This is a genomic window from Saccharopolyspora sp. ASAGF58, assembly GCF_012277335.1.
GTDB lineage: Bacteria > Actinomycetota > Actinomycetes > Mycobacteriales > Pseudonocardiaceae > Saccharopolyspora > Saccharopolyspora hattusasensis.
Genome location: NZ_CP040605.1, coordinates 7,266,866 through 7,282,160, shown reverse-complemented (window position 1 = coordinate 7,282,160; position 15,295 = coordinate 7,266,866). Strand labels below are relative to the sequence as shown.

Annotated in this window: 16 protein-coding genes and 1 pseudogene; 11 read left to right on the top strand and 6 right to left on the bottom strand. The window is 69.0% G+C overall.

What is annotated here, in order from left to right:
* Positions 1-94: 94 nt before the first annotated feature.
* Genes fdhF through FDZ84_RS34330 form a run of 3 tightly spaced genes read right to left on the bottom strand, consistent with a single transcriptional unit; the run spans position 95 to position 5,293 of the window.
* Complete coding sequence (gene fdhF, locus FDZ84_RS34340) at positions 95-2,767, bottom strand: formate dehydrogenase subunit alpha (RefSeq protein WP_168589226.1); 2,673 nt, start codon at positions 2,765-2,767, stop codon at positions 95-97.
* A complete protein-coding gene (locus FDZ84_RS34335) occupies positions 2,767-4,449 on the bottom strand; it encodes an NAD(P)H-dependent oxidoreductase subunit E (RefSeq protein WP_168589225.1) in 1,683 nt (560 codons plus the stop codon). Before FDZ84_RS34335 ends, fdhF begins: the two co-directional genes overlap by 1 nt.
* A 25-nt stretch (positions 4,450-4,474) precedes the next feature.
* The gene (locus FDZ84_RS34330) at positions 4,475-5,293 is read right to left on the bottom strand and encodes a universal stress protein (RefSeq protein ID WP_168589224.1); all 819 of its coding nucleotides are present in this window, start codon (positions 5,291-5,293) and stop codon (positions 4,475-4,477) included.
* Positions 5,294-5,445: 152 nt separating this feature from the next.
* On the opposite strand from FDZ84_RS34330, the gene FDZ84_RS34325 reads away from it, so the two are divergent.
* The 7 genes and pseudogenes from FDZ84_RS34325 to FDZ84_RS34300 all read left to right on the top strand — a co-directional run bounded on the left by FDZ84_RS34325 (position 5,446) and on the right by FDZ84_RS34300 (position 10,829).
* Positions 5,446-8,130, top strand: coding sequence for an acetate--CoA ligase family protein (locus FDZ84_RS34325; protein ID WP_246868635.1), 2,685 nt, complete (start codon positions 5,446-5,448; stop codon positions 8,128-8,130).
* 83 nt (positions 8,131-8,213) lie between these two features.
* Entirely contained in the window at positions 8,214-8,630 is a 417-nt protein-coding gene (locus tag FDZ84_RS34320) for a cyclic nucleotide-binding/CBS domain-containing protein (RefSeq protein WP_168588224.1), read from the top strand.
* The gene (locus FDZ84_RS34315; protein ID WP_168589223.1) at positions 8,627-8,893 is read left to right on the top strand and encodes a hypothetical protein; all 267 of its coding nucleotides are present in this window, start codon (positions 8,627-8,629) and stop codon (positions 8,891-8,893) included. Before FDZ84_RS34320 ends, FDZ84_RS34315 begins: the two co-directional genes overlap by 4 nt.
* Entirely contained in the window at positions 8,893-9,243 is a 351-nt protein-coding gene (locus FDZ84_RS34310) for a universal stress protein (protein ID WP_168589222.1), read from the top strand. Before FDZ84_RS34315 ends, FDZ84_RS34310 begins: the two co-directional genes overlap by 1 nt.
* Before the next feature lie 120 nt (positions 9,244-9,363).
* Positions 9,364-9,672 (top strand): annotated as a pseudogene (locus FDZ84_RS39735) (universal stress protein); the annotation flags it as partial.
* A gap of 391 nt (positions 9,673-10,063) precedes the next feature.
* Positions 10,064-10,198: a universal stress protein gene (locus tag FDZ84_RS38310; RefSeq protein WP_210435804.1), complete on the top strand. Its 135-nt coding sequence runs from the start codon at positions 10,064-10,066 to the stop codon at positions 10,196-10,198.
* A complete protein-coding gene (locus tag FDZ84_RS34300) occupies positions 10,191-10,829 on the top strand; it encodes a hypothetical protein (RefSeq protein WP_246868634.1) in 639 nt (212 codons plus the stop codon). The genes FDZ84_RS38310 and FDZ84_RS34300 overlap by 8 nt, the downstream gene beginning before the upstream one ends.
* 116 nt (positions 10,830-10,945) lie before the next feature.
* Here the strand turns inward: FDZ84_RS34300 and FDZ84_RS39730 are convergent, their stop codons facing one another.
* The gene (locus tag FDZ84_RS39730) at positions 10,946-11,251 is read right to left on the bottom strand and encodes a hypothetical protein (protein ID WP_246868633.1); all 306 of its coding nucleotides are present in this window, start codon (positions 11,249-11,251) and stop codon (positions 10,946-10,948) included.
* 166 nt (positions 11,252-11,417) lie between these two features.
* Here FDZ84_RS39730 and FDZ84_RS39725 point away from each other — a divergent pair, with 166 nt between their 5' ends.
* The 4 genes from FDZ84_RS39725 (at position 11,418) to FDZ84_RS34280 (ending at position 13,570) form a co-directional block, all read left to right on the top strand.
* Positions 11,418-11,759 carry a hypothetical protein gene (locus FDZ84_RS39725; RefSeq protein ID WP_246868632.1) on the top strand — a complete coding sequence of 114 codons (342 nt, stop codon included), beginning with the start codon at positions 11,418-11,420 and terminating at the stop codon, positions 11,757-11,759.
* Between the two features lie 73 nt (positions 11,760-11,832).
* Positions 11,833-12,150: a hypothetical protein gene (locus FDZ84_RS34290; protein WP_168589221.1), complete on the top strand. Its 318-nt coding sequence runs from the start codon at positions 11,833-11,835 to the stop codon at positions 12,148-12,150.
* Positions 12,147-12,653, top strand: coding sequence for a universal stress protein (locus tag FDZ84_RS34285; RefSeq protein WP_246868631.1), 507 nt, complete (start codon positions 12,147-12,149; stop codon positions 12,651-12,653). The genes FDZ84_RS34290 and FDZ84_RS34285 overlap by 4 nt, the downstream gene beginning before the upstream one ends.
* Positions 12,654-12,682: 29 nt before the next feature.
* Positions 12,683-13,570, top strand: a complete 888-nt coding sequence (locus FDZ84_RS34280; RefSeq protein WP_168589219.1) for a universal stress protein — start codon at positions 12,683-12,685, stop codon at positions 13,568-13,570.
* A 52-nt stretch (positions 13,571-13,622) separates the two neighbouring features.
* Here FDZ84_RS34280 and FDZ84_RS34275 read toward each other — a convergent pair whose 3' ends face one another.
* Positions 13,623-14,456 (bottom strand): universal stress protein, encoded by an 834-nt coding sequence (locus FDZ84_RS34275; protein ID WP_168589218.1) that lies wholly within the window; start codon positions 14,454-14,456, stop codon positions 13,623-13,625.
* Positions 14,457-14,465: 9 nt separating this feature from the next.
* The gene (locus tag FDZ84_RS34270) at positions 14,466-15,287 is read right to left on the bottom strand and encodes a universal stress protein (protein ID WP_168589217.1); all 822 of its coding nucleotides are present in this window, start codon (positions 15,285-15,287) and stop codon (positions 14,466-14,468) included.
* Positions 15,288-15,295: the final 8 nt, after the last annotated feature.

Genomic DNA, 15,295 nt, shown 5'->3' with positions numbered 1-15,295 from the left:
TCGAATCAGGACGGTCGTTGAGAAGGCGCGGCCGGCTGGTGATTCTCCAACGGTTCGGTCCGTGAGCCGGTTATCTGGCAAACCCGGTTCGTGCTCACCGTGTCGGCGTGATGCGTACTGCGGTGACCTTGTACTCGGGGCAGCCGGTGGTGTTGTCGGTGTGGGGCGAGGTGAGGTCGTTGATGGCCGCGTTCGGGAAGTGGAAGGAGGCGAAGGCCTGGCCTGGCGCGATGTCGTGGCTGGGGTGGGCGGTCAGGGTGGCTCGGCCCCAGCGGCTGGTCACGGTCACCTTGGTGCCTGCTAGCACGCGGAGGTGGGCGGCGTCGGTGGGGTGGAGTTCGAGGGTTTCGGTGGGGCGGAGTTCGGTGTTGGGGGTGCGGCGGGTCATGGATCCGGTGTTGTAGTGCACGAGCCGTCGGCCGGTGATCAGCAGGTAGGGGAACTCGGCGTCGGGTTGTTCGCCAGGTGGGAGGTAGGGGAGTGCGGCCAGTGCTGCTCGGCCGTCAGGAGTGGAGAACCGCTCGCGGTAGAGCACGGCCTCTCCGGGTTGGTCGGGTGCTTGGCAGGGCCAGTGCAGCGGGCCTTCGGTGTCGAGCCGGTGGTGGGAGATTCCGGCGAAGACCGGTGTCAGGGCAGCGCATTCGGTGAGTGCTTCGGCGGGTGTGTGGCACCCGAGGTCGGCGTCCAGGGCGCGGGCGAGGCGGTGCAGGATGCCGAAGTCGGTGTCCGCCTGGCCCGGTGGGGTGAGTGCGGGGCGTACGCGTTGGAAGCGGCGGTCGAAGTTGACGAAGGTCCCGTCCTTCTCCAGGAACGAGGCGGCGGGCAGGACGACGTCGGCGTGCTCGGCGGTCCGGGACAGGAAGAGGTCGTGGCAGACCACGAGGTCGCATGCGCGCAGGGCGGCGCGAACGTGGCCGGTGTTCGGGTCGCTTTGGGCGATGTCCTCGCCTATGACGTACAGCGCCCGTACGTTTCCATTGATGGCTGCGTCGAACATCTGCGGGATGCGCAGGCCGGGGCGTTCGGGCACCGGGTGACCCCAGGCGGCTGCGAAGCGGTCGCGGACGGCCGCGTCCGTGACGGGTTGGTAGCCGGGCAGCGTGTCCGGCAGTGCACCCATGTCGGATGCGCCTTGGACGTTGTTCTGTCCGCGCAGTGGGAGGATCCCGCAGCAGCCCGGGGTGCCGACCGCGCCGCGCAGGATGGCGAGGTTGGCGAGGGTGCGCACGCCGTCGGTGCCGTGGGCGTGCTCGGTGATCCCGAGCCCGTAGACGATGACAGGATGCTCTGCCCGTCCGAAAATCCTTGCGGCTGCCACAAGGGCCGCGGGTGGCACGTTGGCGATGCCGGCGACGGTGTCCGGCCGGTAGTCCTGGAGGAGCGCGGCGGCCTCGTCGAACCCGGTGGTGCGCTGGTCGAGGAAGTCGTGAGCGATGTGGTCGTCGTCGATCAGCTGGTGTGCGAGCGCGTTGAAGACGGCGACGTTGGAGCCCGGCCGGTTTTGCAGGTGGACGTCGGCGAGCGCGGCGAGTTCGATGCGTCGGGGATCAACAACGACGAGCCGGGCTCCGGCCAGCACGCGTTGCTTGATGCGGGCCCCGACGACGGGGTGGGCCTCGGTGGGGTTGGCGCCGGCGAGCAGGATGCAGTCGGCGTGGTCGAGGTCGTCGAGCGGATTGGTGCCGCCGGCTAGACCGAAGGTAGCGGTGAGCCCGGCGGCCGAGGGTGCGTGGCACAGGCGGGAGCAGTTGTCGATGTTGTTGGTGCCGATGGCGGTGCGGATGAACTTCTGGGCCAGGTAGTTCTCCTCGTTGGTGGCGCGGGCGGAGGAGATCATGGCGATGGCGTCCGGGCCGTGCCGGTCTCGGATGTCCGTCAGTCGCTGGGCGATCGTGGTGAGGGCTTCGTGCCAGGTCGTTTCGACCAGTTGCCCGTCGCGTCGCAGCAGGGGTGTGGTCAGGCGGTCTTCGGCGCGGGTGAAGGCGTGGGCGAATCGGCCCTTGATGCAGGCGTGACCGCGGTTGACCGGAGCGCCGTGCGTCGGGGTGATGGCGGCGATGGTGCTGTCGCGGACGTGGACGTCGAGGGTGCAGCCGACGCCGCAGTAGCCGCAGGTGGTCGTGGTCGTCGTGGTGATGGGGCGGAGGTCGAGCAGGCCGGGTTCGGACAGTGCGCCGGTGGGGCAGCTGTCGACGCAGCCGCCGCAGCCGACGCAGGGGGAGGAGACCCATGGCCCGCCGTCGCCTGGCGTGACGACGGTGTTGAAGCCGCGGCCGGTGAGTTCGAGTGCGAAGGTGCCTTGGACTTCGGCGCACATGGCTACGCATCGCCCGCAGGCGATGCACAGGTCGCGGTCGAGCTTGACGTAGGGGTGTGAGTGGTCGACGCCTCGGTCGTGCGTGGCGCCGGTGAAGCTGCTGGCGGTGATGCCGAAGTGGGCGCAGGCCCGGACGAGTTCGCTGCGTTCGGCCGGGATTTCCAATGCTCTTGCAGGGAGTTCGGAGATGATCAGTTCGACCGCTTCCTTGGCCGCTCGTCGGGCCGTGGGGTCGTCGAGGTCGACGTGCATGTCTTCGCTGGTGGGCGTGGTGCACGCGGCGACGATTCGGCCTCCCGCGCGGACCAGGCAGGTGCGGCAGGACCCGCGTGGGGATAGCCGGTCGTCGTGGCAGAGGGTCGGCAGGTCGGTGCCGCTGGCGCGCACGGCGTCGAGGACCGTGGCGTCGTCCGCGACGTCCACAGTGGTGTTCTCGATGGTGACGCGCATCAGCGTTCTCCTGCGAGGAGTTCGTCCCGGTAGACGCGCAGCAGGCTTCGTACCGAGCCCGGTACGCCCCGGCCGAAGGCGCACAGGCTGCCGGTGCTCATCACGTCGAGCAGTTTTTCCTGCTGTGACAGTACTTTCTCCGAACTGGTCGGGAAGCATGCAGCCAACTCCCGGCCGCGCCGGGTGCCGACGCGGCAAGGGGTGCAGGCGCCGCAGCTTTCGGCTGCGGCGAAGCTCCACACGTGCCGGAGCAACTCCCGCGCGGTGATCCCGTCGTCGATGGCGACGAGACTGCCGTGCCCGAGCGCCACCCCGGCTTCGGCGAGCGCCTCGGCCAGCAGCGGGACGTCCAGGTCGTCGGGGGAGAGGAACCCGCCGAGCGGCCCGCCGACCTGCAAGGCCCGAAGCCGGTAGCCGGGTTTGAGGCCACCGCCGAGAGTTTCGACGAGGTAGCGCAGCGGGACCCCGAACTCGACCTCGTAGACGCCGGGATTTCGGAAGCGCTGGCTCAGGCACACCAGTTTGGTGCCGGTTTCGACCGGGGTGCCGAGTCGTGCGTATGCGGTGCCGCCGTGTCGCAGCACCCACGGCACCGCCGCGAGCGTTTCGACGTTGTTCACCACGGTGGGCTGCCCGGCCAGGCCGTACTCGGTCGGGTACGGCGGCCGGGGCCGGACGCTGCCGCGAAACCCCTGCAAGGCGTGTAGCAGCGCGGTTTCCTCCCCGGCGACGTAGGATCCTGCGCCTTCCACGATCTCGACGTCGAAGTCGAACGACGAGCCGTGCACACCGGCCCCGAAGTGCCCCGCAGCGCGCGCTGCTTCCACCGCAGCCTGCATCCTCCCCACCGCAACGGGGTATTCCGACCGCACGAACACCACGCCCCGGTTCGCGCCGACCGCAAAACCGGCGAGGGCCAGTCCTTCCAGCACGCGGTGCGGGTCGCTTTCCAACAGCAGTCGGTCGCAGAACGAACCAGGATCGCCCTCGTCGCCGTTGGCCACCACGAACCTCGGCGCCGGGCCGCGCACCGCCTCCCACTTCTGCACCACCGGGAATTCGGCACCGCCTCGGCCGCGCAGGCCGGCGATCGCGACCTCGGCGCGGACCGCGTCCGGGGATCCGTTGGTGACGAGATGCGGCCACACCTGCCAGGCGTCCTCCGCACCGGTCAGCCCCGCGAGCGTCACGGCCCGGCGGCCGGCGACGCGGTAGGGGATCGCGGGCGCCGGGGCGACCGGGTGGTCGGCGGAGAGCAACCGGTCACCGAGCGCAGGACCGGTGATCGGCGTGTGCCCGTCGAGGGCGGTCGGCGAGGCGTAGCAATAGCCCAGGCAGTAGACCCCGGCCAACGACGTCGAACCATCGGCGCTGGCGTGGCCCGGTTCGACACCGAGAGCCGCTTCGGCCAGCGGCATGGTGTGGCCTCCTGCCGAGACGAAGCACGAGGTTCCGGCGCAGATCCGGACGTGACGAGTGCCGCGCGGACCGGCGAAATCGGCGTAGAATCCCGCCGCACCGGTGACCGCGGCCACCGGCCGCCGGACCTCCTCGGCGATGACGTGCAGGTCGCTCGCGCTGATGCGCTCCCGTCGCGCAGCAGCGGCATGCAACCGCCCGAGCACTCCGGTCTCGCCGTGCCCGAACCGCTGTTCCCATTCCACGAACGCATCTCGCCCCACGGACTCCCCCTCCGGGAAGAGGCCTTCAGCCCGGGACCACCGCGACCGGACACGGCGGGTGGTGCAACACGCCTCTGGCCACCGAACCCACCAGCAGACCGGGAAATCCCCCGAGCCCACGATGGCCCACCACCAGCAGCTGCGCATGCTGTGCGGCCTCGCGCAGTACTTGCGCCGGCGGGATGTTCGACACGATCTGGCGCACGACCACTTCCGGGTAGGACTCAGTCCAGGCGGACACCTGTTCGGCGAGGCGCTTCTTGGCGTTTGCCACGAGTTCGTCGCGGTCCGGGTGGTCGTAGGGGCCGGGGATGAAGTAGGCGTTCGGCAGCGCCTGCACTGCGACGAGTTCACTGCGGCGTCGGTCAGCGGCGTCGAAGGCGTAGCGCAATGCCTTCCGGCTCCCGGTCGAGTCATCGACCCCGACGACTACGGGTCCGGACGTAGCGGCGCCGGGGGCGGGGACGACGACTACCGGGGACGAGGCGTGCGTGGCGACCGCTGCGCTGGTTGAACCGAGCAGCGTCTCCCGGAACGCGCCTTGTCCGCGGGAGCCCACCACGATCAGCCGCGCGGAGGCCGATCGGTGCACCAACTCCTCGGCGGGATGTCCGTTGGTGACTTCTTCGCTGACTTCCAGGTCGCTCACGGCCCGGCGGCAGGTGTTGCCGATGTCGCGCACCACTTCCTTGGCGAACGGATCGCGGGTGGGATCGTTGTTGACCAGGACCACGCGCAGCGGAAGCAATAGGCGTTCGGCTTCGGCCGCTGCCCACAACGCCGCTTCCAACGATGACTCAGAGCCGTCCACGCCGACGACGACGGACTGCTTCGTACGTGCCATGCCTCGCGCTCCCCACGATGCCAGGTCCGCAACTCTGACCACGCTGCCAACCACGACCGTCGTGCTGATAGGGCCGATGGGCCCTATCGTCGCCGTTGAGGTGGGGTGGTCTTCTCACGAGTGCGGGGAATCGCGTGAGGGGAGCCGAGCCGGTGCCAGCAGTAGACAGCACGGAGGCCGTGCGGGCGGTGCTCACGGATGGCAGCGTTGTCACCGTCCGCCCGCTGGAGCCTGGCGATCTCGCCGAGCTGGAACGCTTGCACGGCACGCTCTCGACTGAGGACCGCTACTTCAGGTTCTTCGGCGCACCGTCGGAATCGGCCGTCAAGCGATTTGCGCAGAAACTGGTGGAAACCGGTGATGCGCATGTGGTCGCGCTCGGGGTGTTCACCGGTCAGCTTCTAATCGGCGTTGGCCATTTCGAGGTGGTGATCCCGGAAGTGGCCGAAGTGGCGTTTCTGGTCGAACACGCTCGGCACGCGCGTGGGGTGGCGACCTTGCTCCTGGAGTACCTGGTCGCGGCAGCACGGCGACGCGGTGTGCGGGCGTTCCTCGCGGAGGTGTTGGCGGCGAACTCGGCGATGCTGCGGGTGCTCCGCGACAGCGGCCTGCAGTACGACGCCCGTCTGGACGGTTCGTCGTACCAGGTGAGAATCGCGCTGGATTCCGGGGAGCCGTATTACGCCAGGGTCAGCGACCGCGAGCGGGTCGCGGACGTCGCCAGCCTCCGCCGCGTGCTCTGCCCGGCGTCGGTGGCGGTCGTCGGTGCGAGCCACCGGGCATCGGCGGTGGGCAACGCCTTGCTGTGCAACATCATCCAGGGCGGATATACCGGAACGATCTACGCGGTCAACCGCCGCGGCGGCGACGTCCACGGCCTGACCGCTTTCCGATCCGTGGCCGATCTTCCGGAACCGCCGGAAATGGCGGTGTTGTGCGTGCCTGCCGACAGCGTCCCGGATGTGGCGGAGGAATGCGGACGGCGCGGGGTGCGTGCACTGGCCGTGGTGGCAGCGGGAATCACCGGTAAGCCAATCGTTGTGGACGGCTTGCTCACGGCCGTTCGTCGGTGGGGGATGCGGCTGGTGGGACCGAATTGCCTCGGCGTGGTCAACTCCGACCCGGCCGTGCGGCTGGATGCGACCTTCAGCGCTGCGGGGATCCCGGAGGGCGAGGTGGGCATCGCCACGCAGTCCGGCGGCGTGGGCATCGCCTTGCTGGAGAAACTCGACGACGTCGGGCTGGGCGTGTCCACCCTGGTGTCCACAGGGGACAAGTACGATGTGAGCGGCAACGACATGCTGCTGTGGTGGGAGCGCGATGCACGCACCCGAATCGGCGTGCTGTATCTGGAATCCTTCGGCAACCCCCGCAAGTTCGCGTGGCTGGCACGGCGGATCGGCCGGACTAAGCCCCTGATCGTGCTGCGCAGCGGTGCCAGCCCGATCGCCCAGCAAGCCGCTCTCTCGCACACGGCAGCGACCGCGACCCCGCGCAGCAGCCGGGACGCCTTGCTGCGGCAGACCGGCGCGATCGGGGTCGACGATCTGGAAGAACTCGCCGCCGTGCTCTGCGTGCTCAGCTGGCAGCCCTTGCCAACCGGACCGCGCGTGGCTGTGATCAGCAATGCAGGTGGCCTCGGCGTGCTCGCCGCCGACGCCTGCGCGCAAGCCGGACTCGAGTTCGCGGTGCTGCAACAGGCAGAACGTGAACTCGCGGAGCTGCTGCCGAAAGAGGCCAGCGTGCGCAACCCGGTCGACACGACCGCCACGATCGACGAGGCCGCCTTCGGCCGGAGCGTGGAGCTCGTGTTGCGGGACCCCGCAGTCGAGGCCGTGGTCGTTCCGGTCCTACAGACCGCAGTCAGCAACCCGGCTGCGATCCTCGCCGACACCGTGGCCCGCGCCCGCGCCGACGGATGCGACAAACCGGTGCTCGCCGTGCACGCAGGACAGCGGGAATCGTTGATCTCGCTTGCTGCCGGTGAGATCCGGGTGCCAATGTTCGCCGACACCACGCTCGCCGCCCGTGCGTTGGCTGACGTCACCGGGTATGCCCGCTGGCTGGCCAGACCGCAGGGCGCCGTGCCAGACCTCCCGCACATCGACGTGGCTGCCGCGCGCCGTCTCGTGGCCGAGGCGCTGGCCCGAACGCCCGAAGGCGGTTGGCTTGAACCCGATGCGGTGCAGGAACTCCTCGCGGCCTTCGGACTCCCGACCGTGCCCTCGACGGTATGCAACACCGAAGCCGCAGCCCGTGCCGCGTTCAACGAGCTGGGCGGCAGCGTCGTACTCAAAGCCCAAGCGGAGGGACTCGTGCACAAAGGCCGAGCCGGCGGCGTGGTGCTCGCCGTGTCCACGGTCGCCGAACTGCGCGCTGGATGGGCGCGGCTGCGGAACCGCTTCGGCACCGGGTTCCACGGTGTCGTGGTGCAACCCATGGTCGAGCCGGGGCGTGAGTTCCTAGTCGGTGTGCTCAGCGAACCCTCCTTCGGCCCGATCGTCGTCTTCGGCATGGGAGGCACCGACACCGACCTGATCGCCGACCGCAGCCGACGCCTCGTACCGCTCACGACCCGCGATGCCCAGGACATGCTCCACGAACTGCGGGCCGCGCCCCAGTTGTTCGGCCCGCGACCGGACCGGCCGCTGGATGTGGACACCGTGATCGATGTGCTCCTGCGCACGGCACGGATGGCCGAACTGCTCCCCGAGGTCGCCGAGGCCGACCTCAACCCCGTGATCGTCACCGAGCAGGGCGTTCGCATCCCCGACGCGCGCATCCGCTTGGAGCCACACGAACCCGAAGATCCCTTCATCCGCAAGCTCCGCGTCTGACGGCGGCGAGTGACCATCTCCCCTAGCTGGGACGCTGCGGGCGCGCGACGGTCGGGACCGGGTACGGCCCTTCGAGGTGGAACATGACCGACCAGGAAACCGCGCTCGACCTCGCCAGCACCCCCGTGGTCGCGGTCCGACCCGAGCTGGCCGCGATGGATGCGTTGTACGAGATGTACCGCCGCGACGTGCACCACCTCGCCGTGGTCGCCGACGAGGACACCGTGGGGCTGGTGAACGCGGCAGACCTGCTGCAGGGCATCGCGGCCCAGTACCCGAAGACGACCACTTCGGTCGGCTCGCTGTGCCCGGCGCAGGGACCCCGGGTGGACGCGGCCGACGACATCGGTGTCGCAGCGCAACGCATGATCGACGCCCACACCGATGCCGTCTTGGTCATGCGGCACGGGCGGGTGTGCGGCGTGCTCACCGCGGTCGATCTCGTCCGCAGCATCGCCCAGGACTCCGTCGCACACCAGGAGAAAGAGGGGTCGCGATGAGTGTCGGCAGCGCCGAGATGGACGGGAGCCACGGGCCGGACGCGTGGTCCGCCGCGGAATCGGCCATGCTCGGTGAAGCGGTCGACTGTGCACCGTCCGTGCACAACACCCGCCCGTGGGCGCTGACGATCCACGGCCGGACCGCCCAGCTCCGGGAGCGACCGAAACTGCTGGCGCAGCACGACCCCCATGGGCGGGACCGGCGCATCTCCTTCGGCGCGGCCCTGGCGAACCTGGTACTGGCGATCCGTGGACTGGGCTGATGGGTTCGGTCGCGGTCGCCCTGTGCGCACGCGGGCACTGCTCGGTCGCAGTGGTGCGACGGCCCTCGACGGAAGCCTCCGACGCCGCCGTCGTAGTTGGCGTGGACGACTCGCCTGGCGTGGAAACGGTGCTGAACACGGCATTCGAGGAGGCCGCCATGCGCGGTGCACCCCTCGAAGCCGTCCACGCCTGGCACACGGTCGGCACCGAGCAGGCTTGGTACAGCTTCCACGTCGAGGGCCGCGCAGCGGCGATCCAAGACGAAGAGGAGCGCGTCCTCGCCGACACCCTCGCGAGCTGGAGCGAGAAGTACCCCCATTCGACGAAGAGGAATACCGGCGCCGGATGACGGCATTGGCCGACCACAGACGCCGGAGGTGACAGCTGGGTTGGGCGTTCGGCACCGGTGGTACCCGAGAACGAGTTGGGTAAGACCCGGTCCATCCGATCTCGACGTGGGGGAAAGCGGATGCGGTGCGTGCTGGCGGGCGTTGATGGCTCCGCTGAGTCGGCGACCGCAGCCCTGTGGGCGGCTGACGAGGCCGCCCTGCGTGGTGTGCCGTTGCGGCTGGTGACGGTCGTCGCGAGCGGCGACAGCTCGCAGGCTTGGAGCGTCGTGCGCAGCACCGGCGCGTTGTGCCGTCGTCAGCGTCGCAAGATCGAGGTTTCCGAAAACGTGGTGCACGGTTTCCCGCCGAATGCACTGGTCTGGGAGTCCGGCGACGCCCAGCTGCTCGTCGTCGGTTCGCGCGGCCGGGGTGCCGTTGCCGAGACGCTGCTGGGATCGGTGAGCAGAGCGGTCGCGGAACGAGCGAGCTGTCCAGTCGTGATCGTTCCGCAGCGTCGGACCAGTTTCGCCCTGGGGCTGGTGGTGCTCGGTGTAGCAGAGCCGCTATTCGGTTCGGCGGCGGTCTCGTTCGCCTTCGCAGAAGCTGCCCTGCGCGACGCCCTGCTGGTGGCGGTGCACGTGTGGCGGCCGGTCACCGGCCGGCAATTCCGGATCGGGCCCGCATCGATGGCGATGTGGTCGACACTGGACGAAGCCCGAAGCGATCTGGCAGTGAACCTGACCGATTGGACGGCGAAATACCCCGGCGTCCAGTTCGGCATGGACGTGCGCTACGGCAATCCCGCCGAGGAGTTGAGCCCTCGCCGCTTCCTCGGCCCAGCTGCTGGTCGTCGGCCACCGCAGCACGGTAATCGGTTTCGGTTCGGTCGCCCGCGGTGTCCTGCACCATTCGGACTGCCCGGTCGTCATCGTCGGCGAAACCCAACACGATGAAGGGAGAAGGGCTGATGAATGACGAGACCGACAAGACGCGGACCCAGCCCCCTGACGTCGCCTCGGCGGCGTGGGAGGTCACCGAGCGTTCGGTGAGCGTCGACGACTTCGCGGCGCGCTACGACGTCGGCGCGGTCGAACACCTGGTCGTCGACGCGCCGCCGGAGACGATGTACCAGGCGCTGCGACATCTCGACCTGCTCACCATCAGGTCGCGAACCGCGGACCTGGCCATGTGGGCGCGGGGACTGCCGGAACGGCTCAAACGCCGCGTTCCGCCTCGGGTTCCGACCCGCTTGACCTACGACGACCTGTGCATCAGCGGAGACTGGGTGCTGCTCGGCGAACAGCCAGGCCGGGAAGTGGTTTTCGGTGCGGTGGGCAGGTTCTGGACGCCGATCGTGCGCATGGAGGAGATCACGGCCGAGGAGTTCGCAGAGTACGGCAAGCCCGGCAGGGGAAAGATCGTCACCTCGCTCTCGGTGCGCCCCTACGGCCGTCGCGGCAGCCTGGCCACCTACGACATCCGCACCACGCTCGACGATCCGATCACGCGCCGGATCTTCACGCTCTACTGGCGGACGGTGTCGCCGTTCGTCAAGGCCATCATGCGCGCCACCCTGCGCGCTGCGGCAAAGCAGGCGCGCTCGTGAGTGATTCTTCCGGTAGGAAAGGGGACTCTCCCGCCGGGAGCCGGTGCGCGGTTCGCAAGCCACGGATGGGCCCTGCTCAAGGCGGTGTCGCGCGGACTGCCGAACCGCGCGACACCTCAGGTTTCGAATGCTTCGGCGACACCGTTCACAAGCATGTCACCGACGTCGCGGCGGGGTGAGGCGACCGACGGTGCGCCGTGGCCGATCCGCAGCAGTGCTCGTGGGATGACGTTCCCGCCGAGCAGCCGTTGGAGCTCCTCACGCGTGTCCGGCACCTCGACGACCTCGGAGATCATCGATGCGACCAGGCCTTGTGCGGTTGCGGTCAGCCAAGTGCCGTGCTCGCCTGGCTGTACCACGTGCGGCCAGGCTTGCTCTTCGTGGGCAGCGCGCATCAGCAAGTGCCGGTCTTCTGTGGACACCGGTATGTTGCGGAACGGCTGTCGATGGCTGTGCCGCTCGGTTGATCACCTCGTAACACCGGAGGTCGTCCGGGCGCTGATGCGCTTGGCCGCCGCTGCGCACCTCGGCGAGCGTGGTGGCGGCCGCCAGGTGCGGGAACAAGGTCACCACCGGTCGGATCCCTGCTTGTTCCAGAGCGAGTCGCAGGTTGAACAGCGCCGTCCCGCACGCCAACCGCAATTCCCTGTCCTCGGGGTCGGCGACCGGCAGTTGCCGCTTCGGATCGGTGTGCAGTTCGATCAGGTGAGGCAGGATCCGGAAGCGCCACGGCTGGCTGTTGTGCAGCGACGGAGCCATCGCGGCCAGCCGGATGATCTGCTCAGTCTGGCCGGATGTCAGCCCGAAGGCCGCTGGGAACGCTCGCATGCACGACTCCTCATCCGCACGTTCGATGCCGTCACTGTGATCGTTCAGCGTTCGCTCGGCGAGGGTCCTGGGGCCCCTGACCTGAACCTGAGGCGCGAGTGACAAAGTGCCCTAATTCCGGTCGAACGCATGGCGCAGCCTTGACATCGATACCGATCCGCTCGGGGAGCCAGCGATGAACGGTTCGCCGAGAGACAACCTGCGATGGCTGGTCCAGGCGTTGCGACGCTGGGTCGATCGCGTCGTTGCGACGATCATCGCCGTCTTGTTGGGCGTTGCGCTGCTCGGGATCGCGATGCAGATCATGCTTGGTGCCATCACGGCCGCTGCGTTCGTCCGGATCGCGTGGCAGGTGCTGTGCCTAGCACTGATCGTCGGTACTCGGGTTGTTCCCGATTCGCTCGCGGAGCAAGCGTGGCACCGGGAGTGGGACGTCGTCGAACCGAAGTGGATTCGCTTGCGCCGAGGCAGGAGTGCGAGGTGGGAGCAGTGACCGGCTATGAGGTTCTCGTGGTGGGAGTGGACGGATCGGACGCGAGCGCGCGAGCGCTGCGCTGGGCCCTTGCTGAAGGACGGCAGCGGTGCGTCCCGGTGCGCGCGGTCATGGCTTGGACGTCGCACGCTGTTCTCGCCGGGCCGGGCCCGATGTTGATGCGTCCTGGCCTGGCGCCGCACCACGTGCGGGAACAGCTTTGGGAGGACCTGAAGAATGTGGTGCGCGGCTGCATGGGCGGAACCACGACGCCGGAGGTCCACATCGAACTCGTCGAGGGTGATGCTGCCGAGGTGTTGGCCGAGCGGTCGGCGCACGCCGCGATGCTGGTGCTGGGTGATCGTGGTCGAGGGCGGGTCGCTGACGCGATTTTGGGCAGCACGGCGCTGCGGTGCATCCACAAGGCACGATGCCCGGTGCTAGTCGTCCCCGAGGGAATGCCGGAGCGGACCGAGCAACAACTGCAGGCCGGTGGGGCCTCGCTTGATCCCGCGCTCGATTAGAGCGAGTCAGCAGTGAGGGGGAGATCGGGATGAATGAGACCAGCCGCAAGGCGGTGGTGGTGGGGTTCGATCTGACGGAGTCTTCTCGACGGGCTGTGTGGTGGGCAGCGCGCGAGGCATCCAGTCGGCGTCGGCCCCTGCTGCTGGTGCACGTGCTTGCGTGGCCGTTCGAAGAGCACACCCCGATCAAGGTGCCGGGCGAAGGTGATGTCCTGGAGCCGCTGCAAAAGATCCTGCGGCAGGAGCTCGCGGAACTTGTCGCCGGCTGCCAGGAAATCGACGCGGCGCTGGAAGTGCACAGCAGCATGCCGTTCGGGGATCCGGCGGAGGTGTTGGAGGACCTGGCGGGCGAGGCCGAGGTGCTGGTGCTCGGTGGGCCGCGCATCGAGGTGGAGCTCGGAGTGCTGGGCTCCACGTCGGCGGAACTGCTGACGCGGCGTACCGGGGCACCCGTCGTTGTGGTCCGCGGTGAGCGCGAGCAGCCTGGTTCGGCGCCGGTCGTCGTCGGCGCCGACGGATCACCGGCCAGCCGACTCGCCATTGGCTTCGCCTACGACTTCGCCTCTCGTCACGGCAGTGAACTGGTCGCGGTGCACGCTTGGAGCGACCTGCCGCTGGACCCCTTCGCCCGGGTACAGCAGTGGGAGCTGCCTTGGGGCGAAGTGCGCGAAGAAGCCGAGGAAGTGCTCGCCTCCTCCCTGTCGGGCTGGGGCGAGAGGTATCCCGATGTCAGCGTTCGGCGGGTGGTGACGCCGGAAAAGCCCGCCGAGGCGCTGTTCAGAGAAGCCGAGGGCGCGAGCCTGCTGGTGGTGGGCAGCCATGGGCGAGGACGCATCCGTCGCAGCCTGCTCGGCTCGGTGAGCCACGCGGTCGTCAACCGCGCCTCTTGCCCGGTCGCGGTCCTGCGCGCCGGGTGACGTGCCGGCCCTACTGCGCTCCCCGTCCTGTTTCAGAGCAGGAAGTTGCCGCTCACGACGTTCCTCCTGCGGCACGGACGACAGCCACAGGGCACTGGGCATGGTGCAAGACGCCTGCGGCTACCGAGCCCAGGAAAAGCCCGTCGAACCCGCCGCCGCCCCGGTGCCCGACGACGAGCAGACACGCGTCGCGGGCCGCGTCGGTCAAGGCTGCTACGGGGTGTCCCCGCTGGGCCACCTCGCGCACCGTGACCTTTGGGTGTTCCTCGCGCAGGGCAGCGGTTTGCTTGCCCAGCGACTGTTTGATCCCCCGCTCCACCTGTTCGCGGTCGGCGGGCGTCAAGGGCACGGCGAGCAGGCCTTCTTCGTGCCACACCTCCATCGCGACCAGGTCGGTGCCCAGCCGCTCTGCGGCGGCGAACGCGAACCGCAGCGCTTCCTGGCTGCACGGTGAATCATCCACACCGGCGACCACTGGGCCCACGGTGGTGGGGATGCCCTTGCGCACGATGACGACCGGGCAGGCCGCGTGGGTGGCCACGCCGACACTCACCCCGCCCAGCAGGGCGTCGGTGAAACCGCCATGCCCACGCGCACCGAGAACCACCAACTGTGCTTTCGCGCTCTGACGCAACAGCACCTCGACGGGATGACCGGTCGCGACTTCGGCGGTCACCGCAAGATTCGGCCGGTTGGCACTGCACTCCGCCGCGGCCTTCTGGACCGCCTTCTCGGCGTAATCGGCGCGGGCCGGATCGTCGTTGGTGATCACGACGTGAAGCGGCGCGTGGCGGCGATCCGCTTCCGCGGCGGCCCAGGCGGCAGCCGCGATCGAGCTGTCTGATCCGTCAATGCCCACCACGACGGGCTGGTCCGGTGTTGACATGGCACTCCCTCAACCTTCCGCGTCACGGACGACAGCGACCGGGCACTGGGCGTGGTGCAGCACGCCGGCGGCCACCGACCCCAGCAGCAGTCCGGTGAACCCGCCGCGTCCGCGGTGCCCGACAACCAGCAGCCGTGCATCTTCGGCTGCGGCGGCGAGCTCGGCCACCGGGTGTCCCCGCTGGGCGAGCTTGCGGACAGGCACGTTCGGGTAGGGCTCGGCCCAGCCGGCGAGCTGCTCTGCCACCCCGCGCAGCGCTTCGTCGCGCAGATCGGCCAGCTCGTATTCCAGGTGGGGCACGACCGCGTAGTCGATGTCTTGCCACACCTGCACGGCCACGAGCTCGCACTCGTACCGGTCTGCAGCATCGAACGCGTAGTGCAGGGCGGCACCGCTGAGCGGGGAGTTGTCCAGCCCGACTACGACCGGGCCGCTGTCGCGGTGGTCTCGGACCACGACGACCGGGCACCGCGCGTGGGTAGCCACCTTGGCGCTGACCGAGCCCAGCAAGGTCGCGGCCAGTGCGCTTCGTCCGCGTGAACCGACCACGACCAGCTCGGCGCCGTCGGAGAGCTGCAGCAGGACGTCTGCCGGGTCGCCGGGCACGACGTCGGAGGAGATTTCCAGTCTCGGGTGGTGGCTTGCGATCCGGTCCGCCGTAGGCCCGACGATGTCCCATGCGTCGTCGTCCCACATTGGGTCACCGGAGACCATCACGACGTGTACTTGCTTGGTGTGCCGGAGGTCGGCTTCTTTCGCAGCCCACCCCGCCGCCGTCAGTGACGATTCGGAGCCGTCCACTCCGACGACCACGCGCCCACTCGACTCCATGCCAAACC